We start from the raw sequence: 26752 nt of genomic DNA on the forward strand, positions 1-26752 counted from the left end.
TTAGTGAAACTTCAAATAGGTGGGTTTTTAGATAATTCATTAGTCAATGGAGACGGAATGAGATCTGTGCTCTTTGTGTCTGGCTGCATGCATAACTGTGAAAGTTGCCAAAATCAGCTTATGCAAAGTTTTGATTATGGTGATTCTGTTTTAGTAGGAGATATTTTGAAAAAAATAGCTAAGAATAGGCCTATAATAAAAGGGGTCACCTTTTCAGGAGGAGAACCTTTTCAAAGTGCATTAGCACTATCAAAATTGTCAGAAGGAATAAGGAAGCAGGGATTAAATATTTGGTGTTATAGTGGATACACATATGACGAGATAATAAATAGTGAAGATAAAGACAAACTAGGGCTACTAAAATTTATAGATGTACTTATTGATGGTAAATTTCATGAAGAATTAAGGACAGATGCCAGTAAGTATACTGGCTCTTCCAATCAGAGGATTATTGATGTACAGAAAAGTATTTTAAAAAATGAAATTATATTATGGGAATAAATATACAAAAGGAAGCCCTCCAATTTTAAAATGGAGGGCTTCCTTTTTAAATATAATTTAGTATTTTAACAGACATTGATTCTCTTAATTCACCATTGATTATTAAGTTATTACTATCTATTTTTGAGGCGTTTTTCATGTACATAAGAAATGTTTCTACCCCATCTAAGGGAAAGGACACTAGTGAAGTTTTATAGTGCATGGGTATAACTATTTTGGGATTTATTTTCTTAGTAACTTCCGCAGCTTCTTTCCCATCCAGGGTGTAATTACCACCCACAGGAATAAACAATATATCTACACTTCCAATAACATCTATATCATCATTTGAAAGACTATGGCCTAAATCTCCTAAATGACATAAGGTATAGTCATCCATCTTAAAAGTGAATATTATGTTATCACCACGCTTTGCGCCTTTATCTTTGTCGTGATAAGAGGGGGTACCTTTTATAGGTATATCACATATATAGAACACACCAATTTTATCTATGATTTTATAATTACCATTTAACTCTTTAGTATAATTATGATCAAAATGCTTATGACTTATAGTTACAATATCCGGACTTCCTTTATAAATTTCATATCCTAGTGTAGTATCAAATGGATCTGTTAAAAGCTTTCTACCTTTTGAATCTTGCAAAAGGAAGCATGAATGACCTAGCCAAGTTATTTCCATGTAAATTCTCCTTTTATTAAATGATTTTTAAATATTTCACCTTAAATTGAAACAAATTGTCTCACTATACGTATTTTATAGAGAGACAATATTTTATATGACTATTTATCATTAAATTATGGCACATTTTATGGGGTAATATACTATTTTAAAAGTAAATATATTGAATTTCAATAAATTCTTGAAAAATATTTATAACTATAGAGATGGTAATAAAATTATAGTATAATTATCTCAGGATTAATACCATAATTTACAACAAGGCTTAAAATTATATAAATAATGATATAAATAATTAAATATGAAGGGTTAGGGGAGATTATATGAAAAATATCTTTAAAGCATTTACAATTATGATTTTAACTTTTGCATTGATTATACCTATGCAAATAATAGTTAAGGCTAGTACCTATGTAGATATGGGTCCTAAAAACGATGTGGTAGTTAGCAAGCCATGGACAGTGAATTTCAATAAATCACTGAGCCCTGCTACGGTTACTAGCACAAACATTAAGGTGGTTGGAGAAAATAATAATTACATAGACGTAAATGTTAGTTTAGCTAATGACAATAAAAAGGTAATAGTAAGTCCTGTAAAAAATTATGAATCTAATAAGACATATACCTTGATAGTTACGGAAAAGGTTAAATCTAATGATGGAGAGCCTCTGCCTAAAGAAGTTAGAATGAATTTTAATACCGAAACTATAAAACCAAGTATACCTACAAAACCAAGTGAGTTTACTGTATGTATAGATCCGGCGCAGTTCTATACGGAAAACACTGGTGTAAATGGTGCTAAGGCTAAGGATATAAATTTAAAGGTAGCGCTGAAACTAGGCAATATACTAAAAACAAGAGGATTCAATATAGTATACACCAGAAATGCTGATTCAGTACCTTGGAGTGCGGCTGGCGAGGATGATGCAAAAGCTGCAATAGCAAAGAATGCAAAGGCAGATGTGTTTTTAAGTATAAATACTAATAGTGCTTCAAATACTGAGGCCAGTGGTATTGAAACATATTATCTATCTGATGCTTCTAATAATAAGCTACTAGCTAGTTCAATACAGGGAGAACTAATAAAGGCAACAGCGGCAAAGGATAGGGAAATAAAAGTAGCAATGGAAACGGGAAATTTTGGGATATTAAAAAAGACAAGCTGTCCTGCTATAATGATGGAATTAGGGTTCCTAAGCAATCCAAATGAAGAGATATTATTAAATAGCGACAAGTATCAAAATAATGCTGCAAAGGCTATAGCTAATGGGTTAATGAATTATGCTGGATTCGCAAATACAGATACGAGTTATGACCCTGTTTATGAAATATCTTCAGTTAAAGATATAATGGCTAATTTACAAGTGGGTGGCACATACACATTCCCTAAAATGGTGCAAGCTACTATGAGTAATAATTTAAAAAAAGATGTTGCAGTGGTGTGGTCTCAAAATTCAGTTTGTCTAAATAAAGTAGGGACTTATGCTTATGAAGGAGTTATAAAGGATTATGATACAAAAGCTAAAGTTATAATTAATGTTACTAAGAGCACCTACAAAGTAGTAATAGACCCAGGTCATGGAGGTGGAGACTCAGGAGCAGTAGGAGTAACGGGAACGCTGGAAAAGGATATAGTTTTGAAAATTTCTTTTAAAATAGGAGATATATTAGTTAAAAATGGTGTTGAAACGGTGTACACAAGAAAAAATGACAATATACCTTATTCCAGTAGTAATCAAGCCAGAAATCTTCAAGATAAATGTGATGTTTCAAATAACACTAAACCAGATTATTTTGTAAGCATTCATGCTAATTCCTTTGAAAGTTCTACAGTTAGTGGCATCGAGACTTTCTATTTTAGTGGGAGTTCAGCTGGACAAAAGCTTGCTCAAAATGTCCAAACTGAATTAATTAAAGCAACTGGAAGAAAAGATAGGGGTATTAAACCTGTTACTACAGATTTATATGTTATAAGAAATACAGATGCTACGGCTATATTGGTAGAAACATCATTTCTATCTAATCCAACAGAAGAAAAGCTGTTAAAAACTGAAGACTACCAAAACAAATTAGCAAAGGCAATTTCAACAGGTATTCTTAAGAGTTTAGGAATAACTAATATAGTATATTAATTTAAATTATTATAAAAAATCACCTACATAGTATTTTACTGTGTAGGTGATTTTTTAATGACTTAAAATATATAATTTAAATATCTAACAAATTCTTTTTATAATTACTATAACAAAGTCTAAGTTCTTCCATTTGTGCATCTAATTCTAGTTGTAAGGCAGAAAGTTCCTTGTAGTTTTCAACTTTGGAAGCTTCTTTTATTTTAGTAAAGAGGCTAGTTTTAGAATAAGTGTCCTTCATAATATAATGTCTTAAATCATTAATTTTTTGCCAATTTGCTAAATCTAAATCTAAAGCCTTTTCAGGAGTATGAATCACTTTAGAATTTCGAATTTCTTCTGCATAAGCATTTAATATTCTATTATTTATTTCAGTAACCCATCTAGTGGTTATAGCTATTTTAAAACTATTTAGTAAACTAGGAGTAAATACACCGTGAGCCTTAAGAACTTCAAGTTTTTCAGGATATTCATCGAGTCCAAGAAGATTTTCATAAATAGTTTTAGGTGCTTTTCCAAAATACTCTTCGCGATCTTCATCTGTATAGAAATCAAATACATTTTCTTCACTTCGGTATGCTCTATGTTTTTCTAGATACTCACTGTCCTCGCCGGGTGCTTTAGATAATTCACTTAAAAGGTCATCTTCACATTTATTATTTTTTATTGCGTATACAAGCCCATCTAGCATGCCCATATATAAGGTGGCTAAAGCTAGGTATGTATTAGTATGTGGATTTGGCGCTCTAAGCTCAAATCTTGTAGCAAGTGGATTATCAAGATCTCTTATTAATGCTAAGAGTATAGATCTATTCCTTGAAGGAACATCCACGCTGTGTCCGAGGGAAGTTACTATGCAAACAGGAGCTTCAAAACCGGGTTTTAGTCTTCTTAGTGAATCATTTGTTGGAGAAATAAATGGATTTATTACTTCGTAATTTTTAAGTATACCCATGGCGCAGGCATAACCTATAGTGCTTAGGAAATGTTTTTTAGTAGAAGTAAATAAATTAACTCTTTTTCCGTTTTTTAATTTTACAGCTACACCAATATGAACATGTTTACCACTTCCAGCTACATCTTGCACAGGCTTCGCTAAAAAGGTAACATCTAAACTGTTGCGTCTAAAAGTTTCTCTTACTAAATTTCTTATAAATAGCTCATTATCCGCACATTGAAGAGCATCAGAAAACTTCCAATCTATTTCAAGCTGTTCCATAATATGAGTTAGAGAACCAGTTTCACCTAGTTGAGCTTTTACGCCACCAACCTCTTTATGTCCCATTTCTGGTTCGAAACCATAGTCTTCCATTAAAGTAAGGGATTGCTCTAAGGCAGTTCGAACACTTCCTTTAAGCCTACTCCAATATTGCTCCTTTAGTTCTTGAGAAGTGGATAGTTCCTCTATATCTGCGTCATCATTAGGTGTTTTTACCCAAAATTCTAATTCAGTAGCAGAGGTAAGTAGGATTTCATCAATATCTTCATAGGAAAAATCAAAAGAAGCGAGTGCAGATGGATATTCTTTGAATAAATTGTGAAGAGTTGTTTTAAAGCAGTTAATGGATTTTTTTAAGATAGACCTTGAATCTACTGGAATGTTATTATGTAATAATAAACATGGAATTTTTAAGGTTCCTACAGGTAATTTTGTTTCAAAATCAATGTTTTCATAATTGTAGTCGATGAACCAATTACAATCAAAATCTGCCAGCATGTCTGTTTTAGCATTATTTAGAGTAGCAATGCCTGGGAAGACTACAGATGAACCGTCAGTTTGTATAGCACCCTTCGCGAAACCAATAATGTCATTTAAAAATACAGACATTGGAATTCTTTCATCGGTGTCATTTCCGGATAAGTCAATACCTACTAGAGAAACGAATTTCACCTCAGAGTGGGCAAGTAGAATTTCTTTAATATCTTTTTCAGAATGATTTTCTTTTGGAATTACATAAATTAAATTTTTCAAAATAATCTTCCTCCTTTAAAATATATATTTTTATTTAAAAGCCAGTAAAACGACTCCATTAATATTTTTAGAAATAGAATTACATTCTCATTAAAATAATAATCTTATTTATAGAAGTGTAAGATTTTCTTTTAATACACAACTAAATAAAATGATTTTATTATAATAATGAAAGTATGTCAATGGAAAACATCATCAATTATAATTATTAACAAAATAATCAGGATATTTTGCAAGTATGGTAAAACATAAATTCATTTACGTAAACGTATTCTGTAGTTATTTATAGTTTAAAGTATCGTGAATTTCATTTTTATCTTATATTATATCACATATATTTATGAAAATATGCATATTTCACAATAAAAGTTGTACTTATAGGCATAAAACCATAGAATTAACGTACTATTTTAATAAAATAGTCATGAATGTTCGTGAAAATAACTTTTAACGACATTTCAGCACCGAAGGTGATGATTTAACAACATTATAGCATGGAAGATACAATAAAAATTAAAAAGGAATTGACAATAAAAATTCACTATTATATAATCATAAGAAGTTCATATTGATTTATAATTTATTTATATTAATTATGACTAAAAAAAGCTTTGATTAGGAAAAGTATTTAAGCAGGTAACTTGCAGAGAGTGGGGAAAGGTGCGAACCCATAGTGAAAGTTTGAAGAAAATCACCTAGGAGCTGAAAGCTGAAAATTTAGTAAGCTTATCCGTATTTCTGCGTTAAAGAATAAAGTATGATAGTACTTTAATTTGTATTTATGGTATAGGTGGCATAGCGAATTTAACTTCGTCCTATTTAGGGTGGAGTTTTTTTATATTTAAAAATATTGTAGGCCCAAGTTTATGAGCAGTTCCGAAGAGGATGAACAGGACCCTAGGTGATGATTTAATTATTCCAAAAATTCAGTGGAATCTAAGTGTTTATTATTAAATGAAATAGGGAAAGGAGTTTTATTATGTACAAGAAAAATGATGCTTCAAAAAGTTTTATGGATATAGAAAAAGATATACTTAAGCTTTGGAAAGAAAAAGACATTATTCAAAAGAATTTTGATTTAAATGAGGGTGGAGAGTCCTTCACTTTTTATGATGGTCCACCAACAGCCAATGGTAAACCACATATAGGTCACGTTTTAACAAGAGTTATGAAGGATATAATTCCAAGGTATAAGGTAATGAAAGGGTACAAAGTTCCTAGAAAAGCAGGGTGGGATACTCATGGCCTGCCAGTAGAACTTGAAATAGAGAAGAAACTTGGTATTTCTGGAAAACCAGGAATAGAAGCTTATGGAGTAGAGAAATTTGTAATAGAATGTAAGGACAGTGTTTTTAGCTATGTTAATATGTGGAGAGAAATGTCTGAGAGAGTGGGTTACTGGGTAGATATGGATAATCCTTATGTAACTTATCATAACAATTATATTGAATCAGTTTGGTGGGCATTAAAGCAAATGTGGGATAAGGACCTATTATACAAAGGTCATAAAGTAATGCCATATTGCCCAAGATGTGGGACTTCACTATCTTCTCATGAAGTAGGTCAAGGATATAAGGATGTAAAAGAAGCTTCAGCTTATGTAAAATTTAAGGTGAAAGGTGAAGAAAAATCTATACTTGTTTGGACCACAACTCCTTGGACTCTTCCAAGTAATGTAGCACTTGCAGTTAATAAAAAATATGACTATGTTGAAGTGGTTCAAGAAAATGAGACTTTAATACTTTCAAAAAAACTACTTAGTAAACTCGAGGGCGAGTATGAAGTGGTACGCGAATTTAAAGGAGAAGATCTTTTAGGCCTTGAATATGAGCAAATGTTTAATTTCTATACTCCTGAAGGTAAAGCCTTCTATATAGTTCACGGAGACTTCGTAACACTAACAGATGGTACAGGTATAGTTCATATAGCTCCTGCTTATGGTGAAGACGATAACTTGCTTGGAAAACAAAATGATTTACCACTTATTAATTTAGTTGATGTAGAAGGTAAATTCGTAGATTGTGTTACTCCTTGGAAGGGTGTCTTTGTTAAAGATGCTGATGCTAAAATATTAGAATACCTAAAAGAAAATAATGTCTTATATAAAACAGAGAAATTCACACATTCATATCCACACTGTTGGAGATGTGATACACCACTTTTATATTATCCAAGAGATAGTTGGTTTGTAAGAATGTCTTCAGTAAGAGAGAAACTTGTAGAAAATAATAATAAGATTAATTGGATGCCAGATAACGTAAGAACGGGAAGAATGGGTAATTTCCTTGAAGGTGTTATAGACTGGAGTATAAGTAGAAGCAGATATTGGGGAACTCCACTTCCGATTTGGGAATGTGAATGCGGTCACCGCGAAATGATAGGAAGTATAGCAGAACTTAATGAAAAGGGAATAGATGTTCCAGAAGGAATAGAACTTCATAAACCATTTATAGATAAGGTACATTTAAAATGCCCAAAATGTAATAAGTCAATGACTAGGGTAGAAGAAGTTATAGACTGCTGGTTTGACTCAGGATCAATGCCATTTGCACAACATCATTATCCATTTGAGAACAAAGAAATGTTTGAAGCTAATTTTCCAGCTCAATTTATTTCAGAAGCAGTAGATCAAACAAGAGGTTGGTTCTATACGCTACTTGCAATATCTACTACTGTATTTGATACAAACCCATTTGAAAACTGTATAGTACTTGGCCATGTCTTAGATAAAAACGGTATTAAGATGTCTAAGCATAAAGGGAATGTGCTCAGTCCGTTTACAGTGCTTGAGAATCAAGGAGCAGATGCTCTAAGATGGTATTTTTATACTGCTAGTGCTCCATGGCTTCCTTCAAGATTTTATGAAGATGCAGTTATTGATGCACAAAGAAAGTTTATAGGAACACTTTGGAATGTATATTCATTCTACATTTTATATGCTGATTTAGATAATTTTGATCCAACTAAATATGAGGATTTCGTGTCCCAAAATATTATGGACAAATGGATGATGTCAAAATTAAACTCATTAGTTAAGAATACAGATGATCATTTAACAAACTACAGAATAACTCAAGGAGCTATTGAACTTGAAGCCTTTGTTGATGAACTTTCTAATTGGTATGTAAGACGTAATAGATCAAGATACTGGGTAGAGTCACTTACAGATGATAAGATAGGCGCTTATATGACATTATATAGAGTTATCACAACTTTTGCTAAAATAGCAGCTCCTTTTATACCATTTGTAACAGAGGAATTATATCAAAATCTAGTAGTTACTTTTGACAAAAATGCACCAGAAAGTGTACATTTATGTGCATGGCCGCAGTATAGAGAAGACCTTGTGGATACTCTCTTAGAAGAAGAAATGGATAAGGCTTATAAGACTGTTAAACTAGGAAGAAGTGCTAGAAATGCTGCTAATATAAAAAATAGACAGCCACTAGCTAAAATGCTAGTTAGTCTTAGATCTCTTCCAGAATATTATGGAGATATAGTAAAAGAAGAACTTAATATTAAGGAAGTAGAGCTAGGAGCTGATCTTTCTAAATATGTTCAATTTGAAATAAAACCAAACCTTCCTGTGCTAGGAAAACCATATGGTAAATTTATACCTGGCATCAAAAAAGCAATAGCTGCTATGAACCAGATGGAGCTTGCTCAAACAATAAATAATGGCGGAGTAGTTACTATAGATGTAAATGGAATAGAAATAGAATTAAATAGTGAAAGATTACTTGTTACTATGCAAGGACTTTCCGGCTATGCATTTGCTGGAGAAGGTGAAATGGGAGTAGTCTTAGATACTAATATAACTGATGAACTCAAAGAAGAAGGAAACCTACGGGAGATTTTAAGCAAGATTCAAAACATGAGAAAAGAAAGTGGGTTTGAAGTTGCTGATAAGATTAGACTTTACGTTTCTGGAAATGAAATGCTTCAGAATGTAGTTTTAAAATTTGAAGAGCAAATCAAGCGAGATACATTATCAGTAGAAGTTATGCATAATATCAAAAGAGAATACAATGCAGTTAAGATAAATGGAGAAGATTTGCAGCTCGCTGTAGAAAAAGTATAATTAGTAATTTTGGAAAGTATGCGATATTAGTCGTATACTTTCTTTTTAATCATAAAGTGCGGATATTATTGTAAAATTTTTTTAAATGGGCAACACTATAACTATACTAATAGTTAAAAGTTCGCATTATAGCTTGAAATAAAGAGATTTTATAAGTATAATGATATAATAAGAAAAATAATCGGATAAAAAAATAGGAGTTGAGAATATGGCTGCTTCAATAAAAGATGTTGCAAGAGAAGCGGGAGTTTCTATTGCCACAGTATCTAGAGTTCTAAATGATATAGATGTGGTAAACGAAGACACTAAGAAAAAGGTAAAAGACGCTATAAAAAAATTATCATATAGACCCAATATAGTTGCTAGAAGTTTAAAAACACAAAAATCTAGCACAATAGGAATAATTATACCGGATATATCAAATCAATTTTATCCTGAAATAGTTAGAGGTTGTGAGGATGTAGCTAATATTTATAATTATAATATTATGCTTTGTAATGCGGATTTAGATTTAGATAAAGAAATGGAAGCACTAAGGATACTTAAAGAGAAAATGATAGATGGAGTTATATACATGAGTAATTCCATAGGTCAGAATATTATAAGTTTAATAAAAGAGCTTGAAATGCCAACGGTTTTAGTAGAAACTACAGATGAGGATGGAATATTTCCTAGCGTTTCTATTGACAACGTAATGGCGGCATCAGACGCAGTAAAATATTTGATAAATAAGGGCAACAAAAAAATTGCATATGTAGGTACCACTACAGAAAAAGTCAATGCCCTATCTAAAAGGTACACAGGTTATAAAAAGGGCCTCAGGGAAATGGAAATAAACCTGGATAAAGATTTAGTTTATTTTGGTGGAGTTAAGGCTAGAGATGGTTATGCGGGAATTAATGCTATATTAGATAAAGGTATGGAGATAGATTCAGTATTCTGCGCTAGTGATGAAATTGCTATGGGAGTAATAAATGCATTAAGAGATAGAGATATTAAGGTTCCAGAAGATGTAGATGTTATGGGTTTTGATGATATTTATTCAGCTTCAATATTTTATCCTAAACTTACTACTGTATCTCAACCAATGTATGATATGGGCTCTGTAAGTATGAGAATGATTATAAAATCCATAAATAATTTAGTGGTTGATGAAAAACATTTTGTATTACCTTATAGAATAGTGGAGAGAGACTCCTGTAAATAATTATAAGTCTTGTTAAAACGAATTCTGTTTTAATAAGACTTTTTATATTATTTGAATGTGACCTATATTGCAGCTTCGAAGAAGATGATTTAATTAAGATGTTGGAGGTAACAAAACTTTGGATATTAATAATAAAGTAGAAAAAGTATTTTCCTATTTATTAAGCATTAAAAATATGAATGAGAAAACTATAAGAAATATTAATGAATATGAAAGTGTATATTGGCAAAAAGAAATTCAAAATACTCCTGGAATTACATTTAATTGCGATGAAAATAAGGATTATTGGTTAACTATAGATGAGAGAACAAGAGTGCTATATAGTAAGTTTCAAAAAATATATTTGCAATTAGAAAAAAATAGTGAGGATTTAGAGATAATTTGGTCAAATGGTCTTCTAACTTGGCAAAAGGGAGATAAAGAAATAGTCCATCCTATTTTTACAACTAAGATGGAAATAAAATTTGACTCCATGAAAAAAGCATTTACATTAAAGCCATATAATAATCAAACCAATGTGGAACTTGAGTTTTTAAATGAATACTTAGAGGTAAACCTAGATAGTTTACTAGTTCTTCGCAATAAAGCAAAAGACATGGCTCTAGATGTGAGAAATATCGAAAGGGCTTCAAAAATTTTTGAAGAGATAGCTATGCTTTTAAATGCCCAGGAAGAAGGGTTCTATGTTAAGGAACTAAGTTCAAAGGAAGATATACTAGTCCAAGCTAATATACGATTTTACAATGCACCTTGCATAATACTACGCAAGGTGGACACAAGACTTTGGAATATGGAACTAAATGATGTGCTGGCGCAAATAAGAGCGGGATTTCCTATTCCTAAAACTATAGAGGCACTGGTCTCAGAGAGTGAAGTAGTACAAGATATTGAAATGCGGGGCGAGTGGAAGGAAGTAGGAGAAGATGTGTTATTTCCACTGCCTGCTAGTCGAGAGCAGATGGAAATAACTAAAAGATTGGCTGAGAACTATGGCATTGTTGTACAGGGGCCACCAGGTACTGGCAAAAGCCATTCTATAGCTAATTTAATATGTCATCTATTGGCACATGGTAAAAGGGTGTTAGTTACAAGCCAAACAGATAGAGCATTAAGAGTTTTATCTAATAAAATACCAGAAGAAGTTAGGGCATTATGCATCTCAATATTGGGGAATGATACGAAATCACTAGAAGAATTGGATGAGTCTGTTAGAAAAATAACAGAAAATTTATCCATGGATACTAAAGAATTACGTAAAGAAATAAAGCTACTAAAATATAAACTTATTAAATGCCGTGATTCACAGAAAAATTTATATGGAGATTTAAAATGTATTGAAGATAGAGAAAATGAGAAAATAGAATATGAGGGTCGAAAATATACATTGATGGATATGGCGAGGTGGGTTAAAGATAATGAAGATGATTATTCTTGGATAGTAGATAAGCTTGCATTTAATAAGGAACAGTCATTGTGCACTGAAGAATTTAAAAAGCTAGTTGCATTATCAAGTACAGTTAAAAAAGAGCAAATTTATGAAGTAAATAACATGAAAAAGTACATAGGAGTACTGCCTAAAGAAATTGATCTATGTGATAAAACAGCAGAATTATTTAAATTAGAACAGCAGAAGCAAATTCATGAGGATAATATTAAAGAGTGGAATAATGTAGATTCTATAGACTATGGAAATAGAAGACTTCTAAAACTTGTAGATGATGCCATAGAAAGACTTGAAGGGTTTGAAAACAACTGGCTAAATAATGTGATGACTAATTATTACTCTAATAATGAGTCAAAGGTATTTTGGCAGCAGTTAGTAGAAAAGTGTAATGAGTATATGAAAAACATAAATAAAATAAGGCAAGAATTAAACAATCATAAATTAGAGCTACCAAAGGATGTTGATATAAACAAATTCAAAAATGACTTTGAGGTTGTAGAAAAAGCAATTAGAGAAAAAGGCAAACTTGGAATCATATTCAAGATGCTTCATGGAAATCTTAAATATTTATTTGAAGGCGTTAAGGTGGATTATGAGCTTATAAATAACAGTGACCAAATAGTGGTGGTTGATTTATATATAAAACTGCAGTTATTAGAAAGAAAACTTAAAAATTTTTGGAACAATATAATAAAAGATTATGGTGAAGTGATTATAGATGAAACTGACACAAACTATATAAGTGCATTGTCTGTGGATATTAAAAGTATTCAAAGCATTATGGACTTTGACAAGGACTTTAGAAATAATATAATTAATTTTTTGCCAAGTAAGAATATCGCCGGTAAAAGTTCGTCTGGCAAAGATTTGACCGGCAAAAATTTGCCAAGTAATCTATCTTGGTATGAAAAAGAAACATATATTTATCTTAAAAAGGGATTCGAGAGTTTAAAGCACATAAATAAATATAATAAATTGTGCTGTGAAATTGAAGAAATAAAGAAGAACTTTAATAATATAGGTTGCTTAGAAAAATTACAAAATGCTATAAGCAAAAGGAGCATTGAGGACATAAAAGCTGTTTATGTAGAAATAGATAGTCTAATGAAAGTAGCTCATCAGGTATTAGAATTAAAAGAGCTAGGCAATAAATTACAAGCATGTTGTCCAATACTACTTAAAAACATAACAAATGGTGAAGATGAAATTATGAAGAAATCACAGTGCACAGACTGGGAAAAGGCATGGAAGTGGAGAAAATGGAATGATTTCTTGTGTGAATTAGACGGAGACTCTGTAGAATCGCTAGAGAAAAATATAACTCGCGAAAAAAATAAAGAAAAATATATTGTAGGAGAACTTGTTTCTAAAAGAAGTTGGCTTAATCAAATAGAGCGGACTACTGAAGCTCAAAAAAGAAGCCTATTTACATGGATGGAAGCTATAAAAAGGATAGGAAAAGGGACAGGTACTCAGGCGGTAAAGTATAGAAAAATTGCACAAAAGGAAATGGACAATTGCAAAGATGTAATTCCTGTGTGGATTATGCCAATAAATAGGGTTATGGAAAATTTAAAGCTCACAGATAATTTATTTGATGTGGTAATTGTGGATGAGAGCAGTCAAAGCGACATATCAGCTATAACGGTATTAATGAGGGCTAAGAAGGCGATTATTGTAGGAGATGAAAAGCAAATAAGTCCTGAAGCCATTGGAAAGGACCATACTGTTGTAGAAACTTTAATTAATACATATTTAGAAGATATCCCACATGCGGAATGGTTTGATTTGAAAACTAGTTTATATAATACAGCTCTAAGAGTATTTCCAAACAGGTTATTATTAAAGGAGCACTTTAGATGCGTGCCAGAGATAATTGGTTTTAGCAATGCATTATGTTATGCTAATGAAATAATACCTTTAAGAAGAATAGAAGCCACTCAAAAAGTTGGTTCATTTATAGTAACCTCTAAAGTTGAAGGGGGATTAAGGGATGAAACTAAGGCACTAAATACACTGGAGGCACACAGCATTGTAGAAAAGATATTAGAGTGCTGTAGTGATAGGAAGTATACTGGAATGACTATGGGAGTTATATCACTTCTAGGTGATGCACAAGCTGAATTAATACAAAGTGAGTTAGTAGAGAGGCTTGGCATGGAGGAAATGTTACAAAGAAGACTTATCTGTGGAGATGCCTATTCATTCCAAGGGGACGAGCGAGATGTAATGTTCCTATCTATGGTTATTGCAAATAATGCTAAATTCGCAGCTCTAACTAAAGGGTCAGATATAAGAAGATTTAACGTAGCTGCCAGTCGTGCAAGAAATCAAATGTGGTTATTTCATTCAGTAGATTTAGAGAACCTTAATAATAAATGTGCTAGGTACTCCTTATTAAAATATTGCCTTGGGCAGAATGAACCTAAGGAAGAACTTAAATCCTCTGAGTATTTATTATTAAACGATTTTGAGCAGCATATAGAAAAGAGTATAAAAGGCATTGGATATAAGCTTACACCAAAAGTTAAAATTGGAAAGTATACTATAGATTTTGTTGTTGAAACAGATTTATCATCTGAAATTGAAGGCGTTAATTATAAAAAAGTAGCAGTGCAGTGTATTGGAATGCCTGCGGATGAAGATTATAATTGGCAAAGGAACTATGAAATGCAGATGTGTCTTGAAAGGATGGGTTGGGAATTTTATAAAATACGTGCTAGTGAATTCTATAGAGATCCAAGTGTAGTTATGGAGAGGTTGAAACAAAAATTAAACAATTTAATTATATAGTTATCATAATAGCAATATACAAAAGTATAAATATACTAAAGTATAAATATTTTTGATAAGAGGGTGAGAGGGATGACTAGTAAAGTGAATAATATGATGTGGATGATATGGAAAAGTAGCGAAGGAGAATCCTTTAAAGTAGGAGAATTATCTAGACGAGGAGAAAAGTACTATTTCAAATATGATATTTCAGGTGTGGAAAAGGCCGAAGAATATGGATTCTCTCCATTGCCCAATTTACCTAGAATAGATGTAGAGTACTTTAGAGAAGAATTATTTAGTTCATTTTTAAACCGCATTCCTGGGAATGATAAAAGGGATGCAAGCTCTATTTTAAAGCAATATAACCTTAAGCAATATGATGCATTTGAATTACTAAAAAAAAGCGGAGGTAAAATTTCAACAGATAGCTTTGAATTTGTTCCCCCTTTTGATGAGGAGTGCATTGGTTTAGAAGAAAAATAAATATGCTTAAATATAAAGTGTGTAGGATGGAAATATATATTTTCGTCCTACACACTTTATATTTTATAACTACACAAATTTTAGACTTTAGGAAATATTGAAAATTCGTTAAAAGTATCATCAGGGTCATTATTATACTTATCATGGTGGTTGTTATCTTTCGCTGCATAGGCGCCTGTAGAACTTACGAGCTCTCTAAACTCCCCAAAATAATTCTCATCAGGCATACCATCAAAAGGGTAAGGCGTATCTTTAGGGGACATAGTCTAATTCTTCCTTTCACAATATATTTTTAAAAAGCGCAAAATGAAACAAAATTGATTTTCACTATATATAGTGGATAAAAACCTATTAAATTATGCAGAAAAAAATTGTATAATATTATTTATTCTAAATTGTTCTCACAACATAGACTAAGGTTTCATAAAATGAAATGAGTAATAAATTGGGGTGGTATTTTTTGCTATATGTACTAATTTTAGCAGGTGGAAAAGGAACAAGACTTTATCCTCTATCTCGTGCCCAAAACCCAAAGCAGTTTTTGAATATTATTAATAATAAGAGCTTTTTAAGAAGCACTGTGGATAGAATAAAATGTTTAGTTAGTAATGAAAATATTTACGTAGTTACCAATGAAGATTATTTTGACAAAATTTGCAATGAGATTCCAGAAATTCGTAAATCAAATATAATTGTTGAGCCTAGTAATAAGGAGACTGCTACATGTATAGGTCTATCTGCTGCCAAACTACTAAAACAGGATAAGGAAGCAACCATGATAGTGCTACCATCTGATCATTATATAGAAAACGAAAAGGAATTTAAAGAAACTGTGCTGCAAGCAGTTGAAATTGCAAACAAAAAAAGAGGTCTAGTCACTATAGGTGTTCAGCCCACAAGGCCAGAGACTGGTTATGGTTATATCGAAATGGGAGATAGGACACCTGGTGATATACCTACGTTCAGAGTAGAACGTTTTTTAGAAAAGCCTAACACGGAAGTAGCAAAGGATTTGCTCTTGAAAGGAAATTTCCTTTGGAATAGCGGTATGTTTGTATGGAGAGCAGATGTGTTTTTGCGAGAGATGGAGAAGTACCTGCCTAAAATGTATAAACGATTAATGACGGTATATCAAGCCTTAGATACTGATGAAGAAAGTGAAGTAATAAAGCAGCAATATAATGAAATAGATGGAATATCAGTAGATTTTGGTATAATGCAGAAAACCAGAAAGGCTTTTGTTATAAAATGTGAGTTTGTGTGGGATGATATAGGTACCTTTGCAGCACTTTCAAGATTTCTAAGCAATTTACGTGGCAACAATGTTTTGGGTAATACATTTATGGAGGAAAGCCAAAATTGCTCAGTATTTGGTAAAGATAGATTGATAATTGGGTTTGGTGTAAAGGATCTTATAATTGTAGATGCAGGAGATGTTATATTGGTAATGGATAAAAATAAGGATCAAGAAATAAAGCACCTAGTTAATGAACTTAAGGAGCATGAAGGAACGGAAAAATATATATAATCTAATAGTAAGGAATAATTCCATCGCATATAATGTGGTGGAGTTTTCCGATTATTATAACTATTACAGAAATATTTGTAAATACTGTTGACATTTATAATTTTCTTTAGTATAATTAAAAATGTTAGCGGGGTGTAGCGCAGCTGGGAGCGCGCGTGGTTTGGGACCATGAGGTCGCAGGTTCAATCCCTGTCACCCCGACCAAAAAAGAGTTGTCATATGACAACTCTTTTTTTATGTTATTTTTGTAATGCTTTATTCTGAATTGTAATATACTCCTCCAACTCTTCCAAAGATCTTGTTATAAATTCATATATAACATATTCTGGATCAATGAAATCAATAATTCTTTTTACATCTGTATCACTAAATGGCTTATGCATATCTATTTTCATTATATGAAAAAGTACATTTTCTTTCATTTTATTAAATGGTAATTTACATTTGCGATTTGCTTGTATTTGCTCTTTTATATATTCACCTGACACGGAACAGTTAAGATGTATACCTTTTATGAATTTCTTTAATTCACCAAGATTGTTTACTGTATCTAAAATGTACTGTATTCCCTCTTTTTCATTAGTAAGGTCAAAATTAGTATTCATTAAATGAGCAGTGTCTAGCATAAATCCTTTATTAGAGTAATTAACCTTTTCCAATAATCTTAATAGTATATCTTTGTTTAGGAATGTTAAACCAGGTAGCCATAGATTTTCAAATAATAGTTTTATATTTGTATTTAAACCTCTAAAAACCTCATTTATTAATTCGGAGGTTGCATCTATAATTTCTTCATCAGTATATGTGAAATCATAGGTATATGCATGTTCAACTTGCACATGAGCTACATGAAAAACTATATACTCAGCACCGATTTTATCAGCCTGTTGTATTTCTTTTCTGTATTGATCTATTATGCATTGTCTAGTTGTTCCACCAAAATAATTTTTTATTTCATCATGGCTACCAAACTGCCTTAATAATTCACTTTCGTTATTGTTCCAAAAATCAAGCCATGTAGGATAGTATTTTAGATGTACACCGCGAACTATACTACTCGGAATAATATTTTCATCCCACATTAAAGAATTTAAAAGCTCTATGCCATCTATAGTATGTTTTTCTAATAAATTTGTTATTTCCAAGCTGTTGTCATGAAACCTTTCCATATCACATTTGTAGGTTGAAAGATTTATAAGTTTTAGCAATTAATACTCCCCCATTTTTGTGCTTATTTCAAATCCTGATTGCATCGCTATTGAGACTTTGAAAATAGTATATCATATATTTCTTAAAATATTAATTTATAAGAAATATATGGTTACTTTTAATTTCACAGATAATATGGTAAATAGGTATACATTTAATAAAATAAAGAATAATCTCCTCATTATAACAATTTACACAAAATACATGAAATACACATAATGTTGACACCGCGCTGACATGATAAGTGTATATGATATAAACTATAGAAACAAAATAAATTATAAATGAGGAGAGATTAATATGAAAAGTATATCTTTAAAAACAAAAATAGTAACAGGATTAATAACAGGAGGCATGCTTTTATCCTCTGTTAGTTTAGCTTTTGCAACAACTACTAAACCAGTAAGTAATAATGGAAAGGCGCCTTTTAAAAATGAGTTTAAACAACAAAAGGGTGGAATAGAAGCTACACTTAAACTAGGTGTTAGTTCAAACATAATTACACAGGCAGAAAGTGATAAAATTTTAGCATATGAAAGTAGTAAAACTAAAACTAAAGATAACAAAGAAGTGAATAAAGGAGAAAAACCTGGTTTTTATAAAGAACTAGTTAGTAACGGAATATTGACACAGGCAAAGGCGGATGCTTTAAAATCAAGTGAGCAAATTCAAAGAGAAGCTAAAATGAAATTAGACTTAGAAACAAATTTGGCAAAGCTTGTAACTGATAAGACTATAACACAAAATCAATCAGATAAAATTAAAGCTGCTATGATTAAAGAGCAAGCTGCGATAAAAGTAGATTTTGAAAAGACTAAAGCTATGACCCCTGAAGAACGCATGGCATATATGGATGCAAACAAGGATAATCATGTTAATCCACTAAAGGCTCTTGTAGATAGTGGAATTATAACTCGGGCTCAAGCTGAAAAAATAGGCTTTGGTGGTCCTGGAAAATCAAATGAGAAGGCAGCTTTTGGAAAGGAAATTAGACAACCAAAAGTCCAACTAGAAGCTACACTTAAGGTAGCTGTTAGCTCAAACATAATTACACAGTCAGAAAGCGATAAAATTTTAGCATATGAAAGTAGCAAAATTAAAACTAAAGGTAACAAAGAAGTGAATAAAGGAGAAAAACCAGATTTTTATAAAGAATTGGTTACTAGCAAGATATTGACACAGGCAAAGGCAGATGCTTTAAAATCTAGTGAGCAAATCCAAAGGGATGCTAAAAGTAAGTTAGATTTAAAAACAAATTTAGCAAAGCTTGTAACTAATAATACTATAACTCAGGATCAATCAGATAAAATTAAAGCTGCCATGATTAAACAGCAAGCTGCAAAAAAAGCAGATTTTGAAAAGGCTAAAGCTATGACCAAGGAAGAATGCAAAGCATATATGGATGCAAACAAGGGTAATCATATTAATCCATTAAAAGCTCTTGTAGATAGTGGAATTATAACTCAGGCCCAAGCTGACAAAGTAGGCTTTGGTGGACATATGTCAGGGTTAAAGGGTAAATAATTTATTATAATAGTTGAATTAGAGCTGAGTTAAAAATGGAAGGAGCATGCTAGGGTAAACCTATCATGCTTCTTCTATTTGTAATTTAAAGATTAATAATAATTAAAGTTCAAAATTTAGGTAAGACTATGTTAAGTGTTATATAACGACATTTCAACAAATATATAGTATACTTAAAATAGTTTGGTGTTTAAAGAATACAATAATTTAGAGGGCGTGATATTATGAAATTTTTAAGAAATATAGAAAATCAAGCTATAACTATTAAACAAATAAGTATAACTAAAGCTTTTCTTGTAATGCTTCTAGCATTATTATTGGAATCAGTAGGACAAATACCTATAGTAATTTTAAATTTATTTTTTAAACAATATACAAATATAGCGCCATATATAAGTTTTGCTGCAGGAGTATTAGTTTACTATTTTATTATAATTCTTTTATTAAAGTGGTATAGTAAAGATTCATGTGAACAACCCCATAAAAAGAGTTTAAATATAAAGAACTTTATCTATGTGGCTTTAATTATTATAGCCTTTCGTTTAGCATATGATAATAGCTTAATTTACTTGATTGATAAGATACCTATGCCTGAATTTATAAATCAGGCATTTGAGGAATTGGCTATCTGACCTATTATATTTATACTTAGTGGTGTTGTTATAGCGCCTATATATGAGGAAGTTATTTTTAGAGGAATATTGCTAAAGGGAATGGCGAGTAAAATAAACCCAACAGTAGCACTTGTAGTATCAGCCTTATTTTTCGCACTAATGCATATGAATATTCCACAGGGCATAAATGCATTTTTGCTAGGATTAATTATTGGAGCTATATACCTAAATACAGCTTCAATATATTTGTGTATATTTGCACATTTTGTAAATAATTTTGTGGCAATTACAATTTCAGGAGTCTTCCAATCAATAGACAGTAAGTATGCCATATTAATTCGTGGGACAGCTTTCATTGTAGGAAGTTCCATTTTAATTGCTGCCTATGTATGGTACACGCGAAATAAACCAGGAGATGTGTTAGCCATACACAAAGAATTTATAGAAGTATAATGGTAAATCACAAAACAAAGTCCTGCATTATAAAGATAATCATGATTATCTTTATAATGCAGGACTTTGTTTATTTTATTGGTATTTTATATGGAATGCTTATTTTAGATTATCACAATTTTAAAAAAAAGCACATAATTATAATTTTAGATCAAAGGAATATATTGTTATGGATGGAAAATTACTTGTAGGTTTAGCTTATAAGAGAGTTATTATTAAAAAAAATGACGGATTAACCATATGACATTGCATAATAACTTTACAAAACTGTCTTTTGACTATATAATAATCATTAAATTGAAATTTTAATAACCATACAATTCATAAAAGTTATAAGTATATATAATAGTTAAAAAGAAAAAGAATGATCAAGGAGGATAACAAATGAATAAGCTGAAAATAACAAATTATAATGATGCGCGTAGGATGGGAATGATAAATTTACAGGCAAAGCATGAACAGCAGCCTATGTTATTCAAAGATATATTCCCATACTCAGAAATTCCAAAGGTGGTTTTTGGAAGTGAGCAGATTCCGATGTTTATACCTGAAGATATTTGGATTACAGATACTACATTTAGAGATGGACAGCAGGCTATGGACACCTACACTGAGGAACAAATTATTACAATATTTGACTATCTACATAAACTTGACAATAATTCTGGGATAATTAGACAAACGGAGTTTTTTTTATACACTGAAAAGGATAGAAATGCTGCTAGGAAATGTTTAGAAAGAGGATATAAATTTCCAGAGGTAACTTCTTGGATAAGAGCTAATAAGGAAGATTTTAAACTTGTAAAAGATATGGGACTTAAGGAAACGGGAATGCTTATGTCTTGTTCTGATTATCATATATTTAAAAAGTTAAATAAAACAAGAGAGCAGGCAATGGATTTGTATCTTTCACTTGTGGAAGAAGCCTTATCAAATGGCATAGTTCCAAGATGTCATCTTGAAGATATAACTAGAGCTGATTTCTTTGGATTTGTAATACCCTTTGCACAAAAACTTATGGAACTTTCTAATAAATCTGGAATTAAGATAAAAATTAGGGCCTGTGATACATTAGGACTTGGATTACCTTATTCAGGAACGCAGCTACCAAGAAGTGTTCAACATATCATAAATGGATTAAGAGTTTATGCGGGGGTGACCCCTGAGTATCTGGAATGGCATGGACATAATGATTTTAATAATGTAGTATCAAATGCTACTACAGCATGGCTCCATGGCTGCTCAGCTATAAATACTTCACTTTTTGGTATTGGTGAGAGAACGGGAAACTGCCCCTTAGAAGCTATGATTATAGAATATGGTCAAATAAAAGGAAATGTAAAAGATATGAATCTAAAGCTTATAACTGAAATTGGACAATACTTTGAAGGTGAGTTTAAATATAGTATTCCACCTAGAACACCATTTGTAGGTAGTGAATTCAATGTTACAAGAGCGGGTATACATGCGGATGGAATATTAAAGGATGAAGAAATATATAATATTTTTGATACTGAAAAAATATTGGGTAGGCCAATTGTTGTGTCAGTTAATGAACATTCAGGACATGCAGGTATAGCAGCTTGGGTTAATACTTATTTTAGATTAGTGGAAGCGGACAAGATAGGTAAAAAAGATGAAAGAATTAATATTATAAAAGAATGGGTAGATAAACAATATGAGACTGGTAGAAACACTGTAATGAAAAATGATGAGCTAGAGTCAATTGTAAAAGATATCATTCCGGAGTTAAGTATAAAAAAACAAAATACTAAGGCCTGTTAGATATTTTAAGATTAAATTATATAAGAATAAATGGAGGGATATTATGGCATATACTGTTGCACAAAAGATAATTAAGGCTCATTTAGTTAAGGGCGAGATGATAACTGACCTTGAGATTGCAATTAAAATAGATCAAACATTAACTCAAGATTCTACAGGTACAATGGCTTACCTTCAATTTGAAGCTATGGGAATCCATAAAGTACAAACTAAAAAATCTGTTGCTTATATAGATCATAACATTTTACAAACTGGCCCAGAAAATGCAGATGATCATTTGTATATACAGACTGTTGCCAAAAAACATGGAATATATTTTTCTAAACCGGGAAATGGTATTTGTCATCAAGTTCACTTAGAAAGATTCGGAGTTCCAGGACAAACACTACTTGGTTCTGATAGCCATACGCCTACAGGTGGAGGCATAGGAATGATTGCTATAGGGGCAGGAGGACTAGATGTAGCCGTTGCTATGGGTGGTGGAGAATACTATATAACAATGCCTAAAATTGTAAAGGTAGAGTTACTAGGAAAACTTAGTCCTTGGGTTTCAGCTAAAGATATTATATTAGAATTGTTAAGACGATTAACAGTTAAGGGTGGAGTTAATAGAATATTTGAATATGCAGGGGAAGGAATTAAAACTCTAAGTGTACCAGAAAGAGCAACTATTACAAACATGGGTGCAGAGCTTGGAGCCACAACTTCAATCTTCCCTAGTGATGAGATAACCTATGAATTTTTAAGTGCACAGAATAGAGAAACTGATTTTGTAGAGCTTAAGGCGGATGAGGGTGCAGTATATGATGAGACGATCCAAATAGATTTGTGCACAATCCAGCCTCTTGCTGCTTGTCCCCATAGTCCTGATAAGGTAGTTCTTGTATCATCACTAAAAGATATAAAGGTAGATCAGGTATTAATAGGAAGTTGCACTAATTCATCCTATGTTGATATGGTGAAAGTGTCCAAAATACTTAAAGGAAAAAATATACCTGAAGAAGTATCACTTTCTATTGCACCAGGTTCTAAACAGGTTTTAAGTATGCTTTCTAAAAATGGTGGACTTTCTGATATGATAGATGCTGGTGCAAGAATTTTAGAAAGTGCCTGTGGTCCATGCATAGGAATGGGTCAAGCACCTTCAACAGATGCAGTATCACTAAGAACCTTTAATAGAAACTTTAAAGGTAGATCTGGAACGGTGTCAGCTAATGTTTATATTGTGAGCCCAGAAGTGGCTGTTGCATCAGCAATTACAGGGTATATAACAGATCCAAGGGATATTGGGACCTCCATTAAAGTGGATATGCCAGAAAAATTCACAATTAACGATAATTTAATAATAAGTCCAGCAGAAGATGGTAAAGATATAGAAATAAAAAGAGGCCCTAATATAAAGCCATTTCCTAAAGCAGAAAAATTAAAAGAAAATGTGGGCGGGAAAGTTTTAACTAAATTACAGGATAACATTACAACGGATGATATAATGCCATCCAATGCTAAACTACTTCCCTTTAGGTCCAATATTCCGTACCTTGCAGAATTTTGTTTAACTCCTTGTGATGAGAATTTCCCAGCTGTGGCTAAAGAAAACGGCGGTGGAATTATAATTGCAGGTATAAATTATGGTCAAGGCTCCAGCCGCGAACATGCAGCACTTGCACCTCTTTATTTAGGTATTAAGGCTGTTATAGCAAAATCTTTTGCAAGAATTCATAAGGCTAATTTAATTAATAATGCTATAATTCCATTAGTATTTGAGAATACTCATGACTATGAAGATATAGATGTTATGGATGAATTAATTATTGAAGATGCCGCGGAGCAGATTAAAAGAGATATTGTTATTGTACGTAATATAACAAAAGGAGTTAAGTATAAAACTCTACCAGAAGTAACGCAAAGGCAAAAAGAAATGCTTATATATGGTGGCTTAATAAATCTTATGAAAAACAAGAAAAAGGATGGCGAGTAGACGTATGGAGTATAATATTACACTTATACCTGGTGATGGAATTGGCCCAGAAGTAACCTCGGCTGCGGTTAAAGTAATAGAAAATAGTGGAGTTCGCATTAATTGGGAAACAGTACGCATGGGCGCTGCGGTCATAGAGGAATTTAATACTCCTATACCTGCCTACGTTTTAGAAAGTATTAAGAAAAATAAAGTTGCGCTTAAAGGACCAGTAACAACACCAGTTGGTATGGGGTTTAAAAGTGTTAATGTTACATTAAGACAGGAATTAAATCTTTATGCCAACATAAGACCTATAAAGACATTTGAAGGGGTGACCTCAAGATATGAAGATGTAGATTTAATAATAGTAAGAGAAAATAGTGAAGATTTATATGCAGGAATAGAGCATATGATTACAGAGGATATTGCAGAGAGCATAAAGATAATAAGCAAGAAAGCTAGTGATAGAATAGTAGAATATGCTTTTAAATTGGCAAAAGAGCAAAATAGAAGTGAAGTAATAGCTGTTCATAAAGCAAATATTATGAAACTTTCCGATGGATTATTCTTAAAATGCGCAAGAAATATAGCAGAAAAACACAAAGAAATAGCCTTTGGAGATGTTATAGTAGATGCTATGAGCATGAAGCTTGTAATGAATCCAGAAAAATACGATGTACTTGTAATGCCTAATTTATACGGAGATATTCTATCAGATATGGCGGCAGGTCTAATTGGAGGACTTGGACTAGTTCCAGGTGCAAATATTGGAGAAGAGGGAGCAGTTTTTGAGCCAGCTCATGGCTCTGCACCAGACATAGCAGGTTTAAATATAGCTAATCCCACTGCCTGCATTTTATCTGGGGTTATGATGTTAAGATATATAGGAGAAGCAGAAGCGGCAGATAAAATAGAGAAAGCTGTGGAAGCTGTTTTAAAAGAGAGAAAATATTTAACCTGTGATTTAGGTGGTACTACTGGAACCCAGGAGTTTGCGGAAGTTGTTATTGGGAAAATGGGAAAATAAATATATATTAATTTAATAGTTACCCAAAAAAAGTATGATAATATATTTTATCATACCTTTTTGGGTGCTATTTTAAAGAAGATTTTAGATCTTTCAGTCTCCCTTATTTTTTTATTATCATTACATAATGCTTTGAGTGTAAACTTTTTTTATAACCCCAATAGACATATCATCCGCTTTTTTAAGCTTTATATCAAACCAATAAGTTTTACCGTCAACTAGTTTGTTAAAATCTTCAGTGGCCAGTTCAAGTGTGGTCTCATTAGATATATCAGCACCCAAACCATAATATTTCAAAACCCCATTACCTTTAATTGCATATGCAGCATTATTTTTTTTACAAATCTTTATTTGTTCTGAATCATTTGATGCAACAATTAGAGTTCCTGCTGTATAGATTCCCTTCACTTTATGTGGCCCGAAGGTAAGATAAGCTATACCAGATATGGTCACTAGAAAAACAATTACTATAATTGATACCACTATTCTGTCTTTTGAATTTGATTTCATATAGTTACCCCCTTATATAATTGCCAGTTCAGTGTGTGTATATTTATTAGAGTATATCATAATATAATATATGTTTACAATATTTATTATAGTTATATATTTATTGGAAAAAATATTTTAAAATTATAAATTATACATAATCCTACTTTTTGATGGATTCTCTTGGTATATCAATTATCCAAGGACCTTTTTTTATAGTATCAAATGATTCTATAGTAAGGGTTAAATTAGAGGAATTAGGATGATTTAACTCTATAGTCCATTGGTTTAAAGGGGATATAGGTATTTTGACGGAAGTTTCAGAATACCCCATTTCATATCCATTATAATCATTATAACAATATAGTTTAACGTTACATAAAGACTCTATTTTGTTATCATCATATCCTGTATCAACTTCTATTATAACTGTATCCTTAACTTTTCTTTCAGTAGATATAATTTTGCTTTTTCTTCATAGTATTTGTAAGAGTTTTCCCACACTAAAGCAAAAATGTCACTAACGCATTCTTCTATATCCTCAAGTGTTCCATGATCACCTATAATTGCACTACATATACTAAATGCATAAGATGAATAATTGTTAATCATATATTCCAATGCAAGTTGATTTTTAGCTTTAAGTTCATTAACAAAATTGTCTTCATTAATCATGTAGCCTGATACCTCCTTATGTTTTTTGTTTTACATGTATATATACGAAAATTAATATAAAATCTCCCAAAAAAATTTATAATATCAATATAATTAAAAAGTGGCTTATAAGGATGTAGTATATCTAAAGCAACACCTAAGGTGATGATTTAATTTGTAGTTATTATAACTTATATACTACTAAATGTAGTCTTATAAAGGAAAAACTCAT

20 protein-coding genes, 1 tRNA gene and 1 other annotated feature are annotated in these 26752 nt (G+C 31.6%); of the genes, 14 read left to right on the top strand and 7 right to left on the bottom strand.

Features of this window, described 5'->3' with window-relative positions:
- Nucleotides 1-3 precede the first annotated feature (3 nt).
- Entirely contained in the window at nucleotides 4-501 is a 498-nt protein-coding gene (gene nrdG / locus G9F70_RS01105) for an anaerobic ribonucleoside-triphosphate reductase activating protein (protein ID WP_164946549.1), read from the top strand.
- Between the two features lie 46 nt (nucleotides 502-547).
- Here the strand turns inward: nrdG and G9F70_RS01110 are convergent, their stop codons facing one another.
- Complete coding sequence (locus tag G9F70_RS01110; protein WP_164946550.1) at nucleotides 548-1183, bottom strand: MBL fold metallo-hydrolase; 636 nt, start codon at nucleotides 1181-1183, stop codon at nucleotides 548-550.
- A 323-nt stretch (nucleotides 1184-1506) separates the two neighbouring features.
- Between G9F70_RS01110 and G9F70_RS01115 the strand changes: the two genes are divergently transcribed.
- Nucleotides 1507-3315 carry an N-acetylmuramoyl-L-alanine amidase gene (locus G9F70_RS01115; RefSeq protein WP_164946551.1) on the top strand — a complete coding sequence of 603 codons (1809 nt, stop codon included), beginning with the start codon at nucleotides 1507-1509 and terminating at the stop codon, nucleotides 3313-3315.
- 76 nt (nucleotides 3316-3391) lie between these two features.
- Here the strand turns inward: G9F70_RS01115 and G9F70_RS01120 are convergent, their stop codons facing one another.
- Nucleotides 3392-5290: a glutamine synthetase gene (locus G9F70_RS01120; RefSeq protein WP_164946595.1), complete on the bottom strand. Its 1899-nt coding sequence runs from the start codon at nucleotides 5288-5290 to the stop codon at nucleotides 3392-3394.
- Between the two features lie 599 nt (nucleotides 5291-5889).
- Nucleotides 5890-6108, top strand: a binding site (T-box leader).
- 158 nt (nucleotides 6109-6266) lie between these two features.
- Between G9F70_RS01120 and ileS the strand changes: the two genes are divergently transcribed.
- The 4 genes from ileS to G9F70_RS01140 all read left to right on the top strand — a co-directional run bounded on the left by ileS (nucleotide 6267) and on the right by G9F70_RS01140 (nucleotide 15277).
- A complete protein-coding gene (ileS, locus tag G9F70_RS01125) occupies nucleotides 6267-9368 on the top strand; it encodes an isoleucine--tRNA ligase (RefSeq protein ID WP_164946552.1) in 3102 nt (1033 codons plus the stop codon).
- A gap of 208 nt (nucleotides 9369-9576) precedes the next feature.
- Nucleotides 9577-10575 (top strand): LacI family DNA-binding transcriptional regulator, encoded by a 999-nt coding sequence (locus G9F70_RS01130; protein ID WP_164946553.1) that lies wholly within the window; start codon nucleotides 9577-9579, stop codon nucleotides 10573-10575.
- Between the two features lie 118 nt (nucleotides 10576-10693).
- Nucleotides 10694-14812, top strand: coding sequence for an AAA domain-containing protein (locus G9F70_RS01135; RefSeq protein ID WP_164946554.1), 4119 nt, complete (start codon nucleotides 10694-10696; stop codon nucleotides 14810-14812).
- 72 nt (nucleotides 14813-14884) lie between these two features.
- Nucleotides 14885-15277 carry a HipA N-terminal domain-containing protein gene (locus G9F70_RS01140; RefSeq protein WP_164946555.1) on the top strand — a complete coding sequence of 131 codons (393 nt, stop codon included), beginning with the start codon at nucleotides 14885-14887 and terminating at the stop codon, nucleotides 15275-15277.
- A gap of 80 nt (nucleotides 15278-15357) precedes the next feature.
- Here G9F70_RS01140 and G9F70_RS01145 read toward each other — a convergent pair whose 3' ends face one another.
- The gene (locus G9F70_RS01145) at nucleotides 15358-15540 is read right to left on the bottom strand and encodes a hypothetical protein (RefSeq protein WP_164946556.1); all 183 of its coding nucleotides are present in this window, start codon (nucleotides 15538-15540) and stop codon (nucleotides 15358-15360) included.
- A 197-nt stretch (nucleotides 15541-15737) separates the two neighbouring features.
- Here G9F70_RS01145 and G9F70_RS01150 point away from each other — a divergent pair, with 197 nt between their 5' ends.
- Both G9F70_RS01150 and G9F70_RS01155 read left to right on the top strand, forming a co-directional pair.
- Entirely contained in the window at nucleotides 15738-16805 is a 1068-nt protein-coding gene (locus G9F70_RS01150; RefSeq protein ID WP_164946557.1) for a mannose-1-phosphate guanylyltransferase, read from the top strand.
- A 128-nt stretch (nucleotides 16806-16933) separates the two neighbouring features.
- Nucleotides 16934-17009 (top strand) — tRNA-Pro (locus tag G9F70_RS01155).
- A gap of 35 nt (nucleotides 17010-17044) precedes the next feature.
- On the opposite strand, the gene G9F70_RS01160 is transcribed toward G9F70_RS01155, so the two are convergent.
- On the bottom strand, nucleotides 17045-18013 hold the full coding sequence (locus tag G9F70_RS01160) for a TIM barrel protein (RefSeq protein WP_164946558.1): 969 nt from the start codon (nucleotides 18011-18013) through the stop codon (nucleotides 17045-17047).
- A gap of 301 nt (nucleotides 18014-18314) precedes the next feature.
- Between G9F70_RS01160 and G9F70_RS01165 the strand changes: the two genes are divergently transcribed.
- The 6 genes from G9F70_RS01165 to G9F70_RS01190 all read left to right on the top strand — a co-directional run bounded on the left by G9F70_RS01165 (nucleotide 18315) and on the right by G9F70_RS01190 (nucleotide 25377).
- Nucleotides 18315-19538: a hypothetical protein gene (locus tag G9F70_RS01165; protein ID WP_164946559.1), complete on the top strand. Its 1224-nt coding sequence runs from the start codon at nucleotides 18315-18317 to the stop codon at nucleotides 19536-19538.
- A gap of 224 nt (nucleotides 19539-19762) precedes the next feature.
- A complete protein-coding gene (locus G9F70_RS01170; RefSeq protein WP_164946560.1) occupies nucleotides 19763-20170 on the top strand; it encodes a hypothetical protein in 408 nt (135 codons plus the stop codon).
- Between the two features lie 12 nt (nucleotides 20171-20182).
- Complete coding sequence (locus G9F70_RS01175) at nucleotides 20183-20605, top strand: CPBP family intramembrane glutamic endopeptidase (RefSeq protein ID WP_224617776.1); 423 nt, start codon at nucleotides 20183-20185, stop codon at nucleotides 20603-20605.
- A 432-nt stretch (nucleotides 20606-21037) separates the two neighbouring features.
- Complete coding sequence (locus tag G9F70_RS01180; protein ID WP_164946597.1) at nucleotides 21038-22390, top strand: 2-isopropylmalate synthase; 1353 nt, start codon at nucleotides 21038-21040, stop codon at nucleotides 22388-22390.
- A 43-nt stretch (nucleotides 22391-22433) separates the two neighbouring features.
- Nucleotides 22434-24368: an aconitate hydratase gene (locus tag G9F70_RS01185; RefSeq protein WP_164946561.1), complete on the top strand. Its 1935-nt coding sequence runs from the start codon at nucleotides 22434-22436 to the stop codon at nucleotides 24366-24368.
- Nucleotides 24369-24372: 4 nt separating this feature from the next.
- Nucleotides 24373-25377: an isocitrate/isopropylmalate dehydrogenase family protein gene (locus G9F70_RS01190; protein ID WP_164946562.1), complete on the top strand. Its 1005-nt coding sequence runs from the start codon at nucleotides 24373-24375 to the stop codon at nucleotides 25375-25377.
- Between the two features lie 120 nt (nucleotides 25378-25497).
- Here the strand turns inward: G9F70_RS01190 and G9F70_RS01195 are convergent, their stop codons facing one another.
- The 3 genes from G9F70_RS01195 to G9F70_RS01205 all read right to left on the bottom strand — a co-directional run bounded on the left by G9F70_RS01195 (nucleotide 25498) and on the right by G9F70_RS01205 (nucleotide 26541).
- Nucleotides 25498-25887: a hypothetical protein gene (locus G9F70_RS01195; RefSeq protein WP_164946563.1), complete on the bottom strand. Its 390-nt coding sequence runs from the start codon at nucleotides 25885-25887 to the stop codon at nucleotides 25498-25500.
- Between the two features lie 142 nt (nucleotides 25888-26029).
- Entirely contained in the window at nucleotides 26030-26200 is a 171-nt protein-coding gene (locus G9F70_RS01200; protein ID WP_224617368.1) for a hypothetical protein, read from the bottom strand.
- Nucleotides 26201-26289: 89 nt separating this feature from the next.
- Entirely contained in the window at nucleotides 26290-26541 is a 252-nt protein-coding gene (locus tag G9F70_RS01205; RefSeq protein ID WP_164946564.1) for a hypothetical protein, read from the bottom strand.
- Nucleotides 26542-26752 lie beyond the last annotated feature (211 nt).

Origin of the sequence: Clostridium sp. FP1 (genome assembly GCF_011065975.2) — a bacterium.
GTDB lineage: Bacteria > Bacillota > Clostridia > Clostridiales > Clostridiaceae > Clostridium_AD > Clostridium_AD tagluense.

What these genes read in the sequence shown, in the direction of transcription:
- G9F70_RS01110 (WP_164946550.1), bottom strand. Translation starts at nt 1,183, where the DNA reads ATGGAAATAACTTGGCTAGGTCATTCATGCTTCCTTTTGCAAGATTCA.
- G9F70_RS01200 (WP_224617368.1), bottom strand. Translation starts at nt 26,200, where the DNA reads ATGGGGTATTCTGAAACTTCCGTCAAAATACCTATATCCCCTTTAAAC.
- G9F70_RS01140 (WP_164946555.1), top strand. Translation starts at nt 14,885, where the DNA reads ATGACTAGTAAAGTGAATAATATGATGTGGATGATATGGAAAAGTAGC.
- G9F70_RS01170 (WP_164946560.1), top strand. Translation starts at nt 19,763, where the DNA reads ATGAAATTTTTAAGAAATATAGAAAATCAAGCTATAACTATTAAACAA.
- ileS (WP_164946552.1), top strand. Translation starts at nt 6,267, where the DNA reads ATGTACAAGAAAAATGATGCTTCAAAAAGTTTTATGGATATAGAAAAA.
- G9F70_RS01130 (WP_164946553.1), top strand. Translation starts at nt 9,577, where the DNA reads ATGGCTGCTTCAATAAAAGATGTTGCAAGAGAAGCGGGAGTTTCTATT.
- G9F70_RS01195 (WP_164946563.1), bottom strand. Translation starts at nt 25,887, where the DNA reads ATGAAATCAAATTCAAAAGACAGAATAGTGGTATCAATTATAGTAATT.
- G9F70_RS01190 (WP_164946562.1), top strand. Translation starts at nt 24,373, where the DNA reads ATGGAGTATAATATTACACTTATACCTGGTGATGGAATTGGCCCAGAA.
- G9F70_RS01205 (WP_164946564.1), bottom strand. Translation starts at nt 26,541, where the DNA reads ATGATTAATGAAGACAATTTTGTTAATGAACTTAAAGCTAAAAATCAA.
- G9F70_RS01115 (WP_164946551.1), top strand. Translation starts at nt 1,507, where the DNA reads ATGAAAAATATCTTTAAAGCATTTACAATTATGATTTTAACTTTTGCA.
- G9F70_RS01180 (WP_164946597.1), top strand. Translation starts at nt 21,038, where the DNA reads ATGATAAATTTACAGGCAAAGCATGAACAGCAGCCTATGTTATTCAAA.
- G9F70_RS01145 (WP_164946556.1), bottom strand. Translation starts at nt 15,540, where the DNA reads ATGTCCCCTAAAGATACGCCTTACCCTTTTGATGGTATGCCTGATGAG.
- G9F70_RS01185 (WP_164946561.1), top strand. Translation starts at nt 22,434, where the DNA reads ATGGCATATACTGTTGCACAAAAGATAATTAAGGCTCATTTAGTTAAG.
- G9F70_RS01165 (WP_164946559.1), top strand. Translation starts at nt 18,315, where the DNA reads ATGAAAAGTATATCTTTAAAAACAAAAATAGTAACAGGATTAATAACA.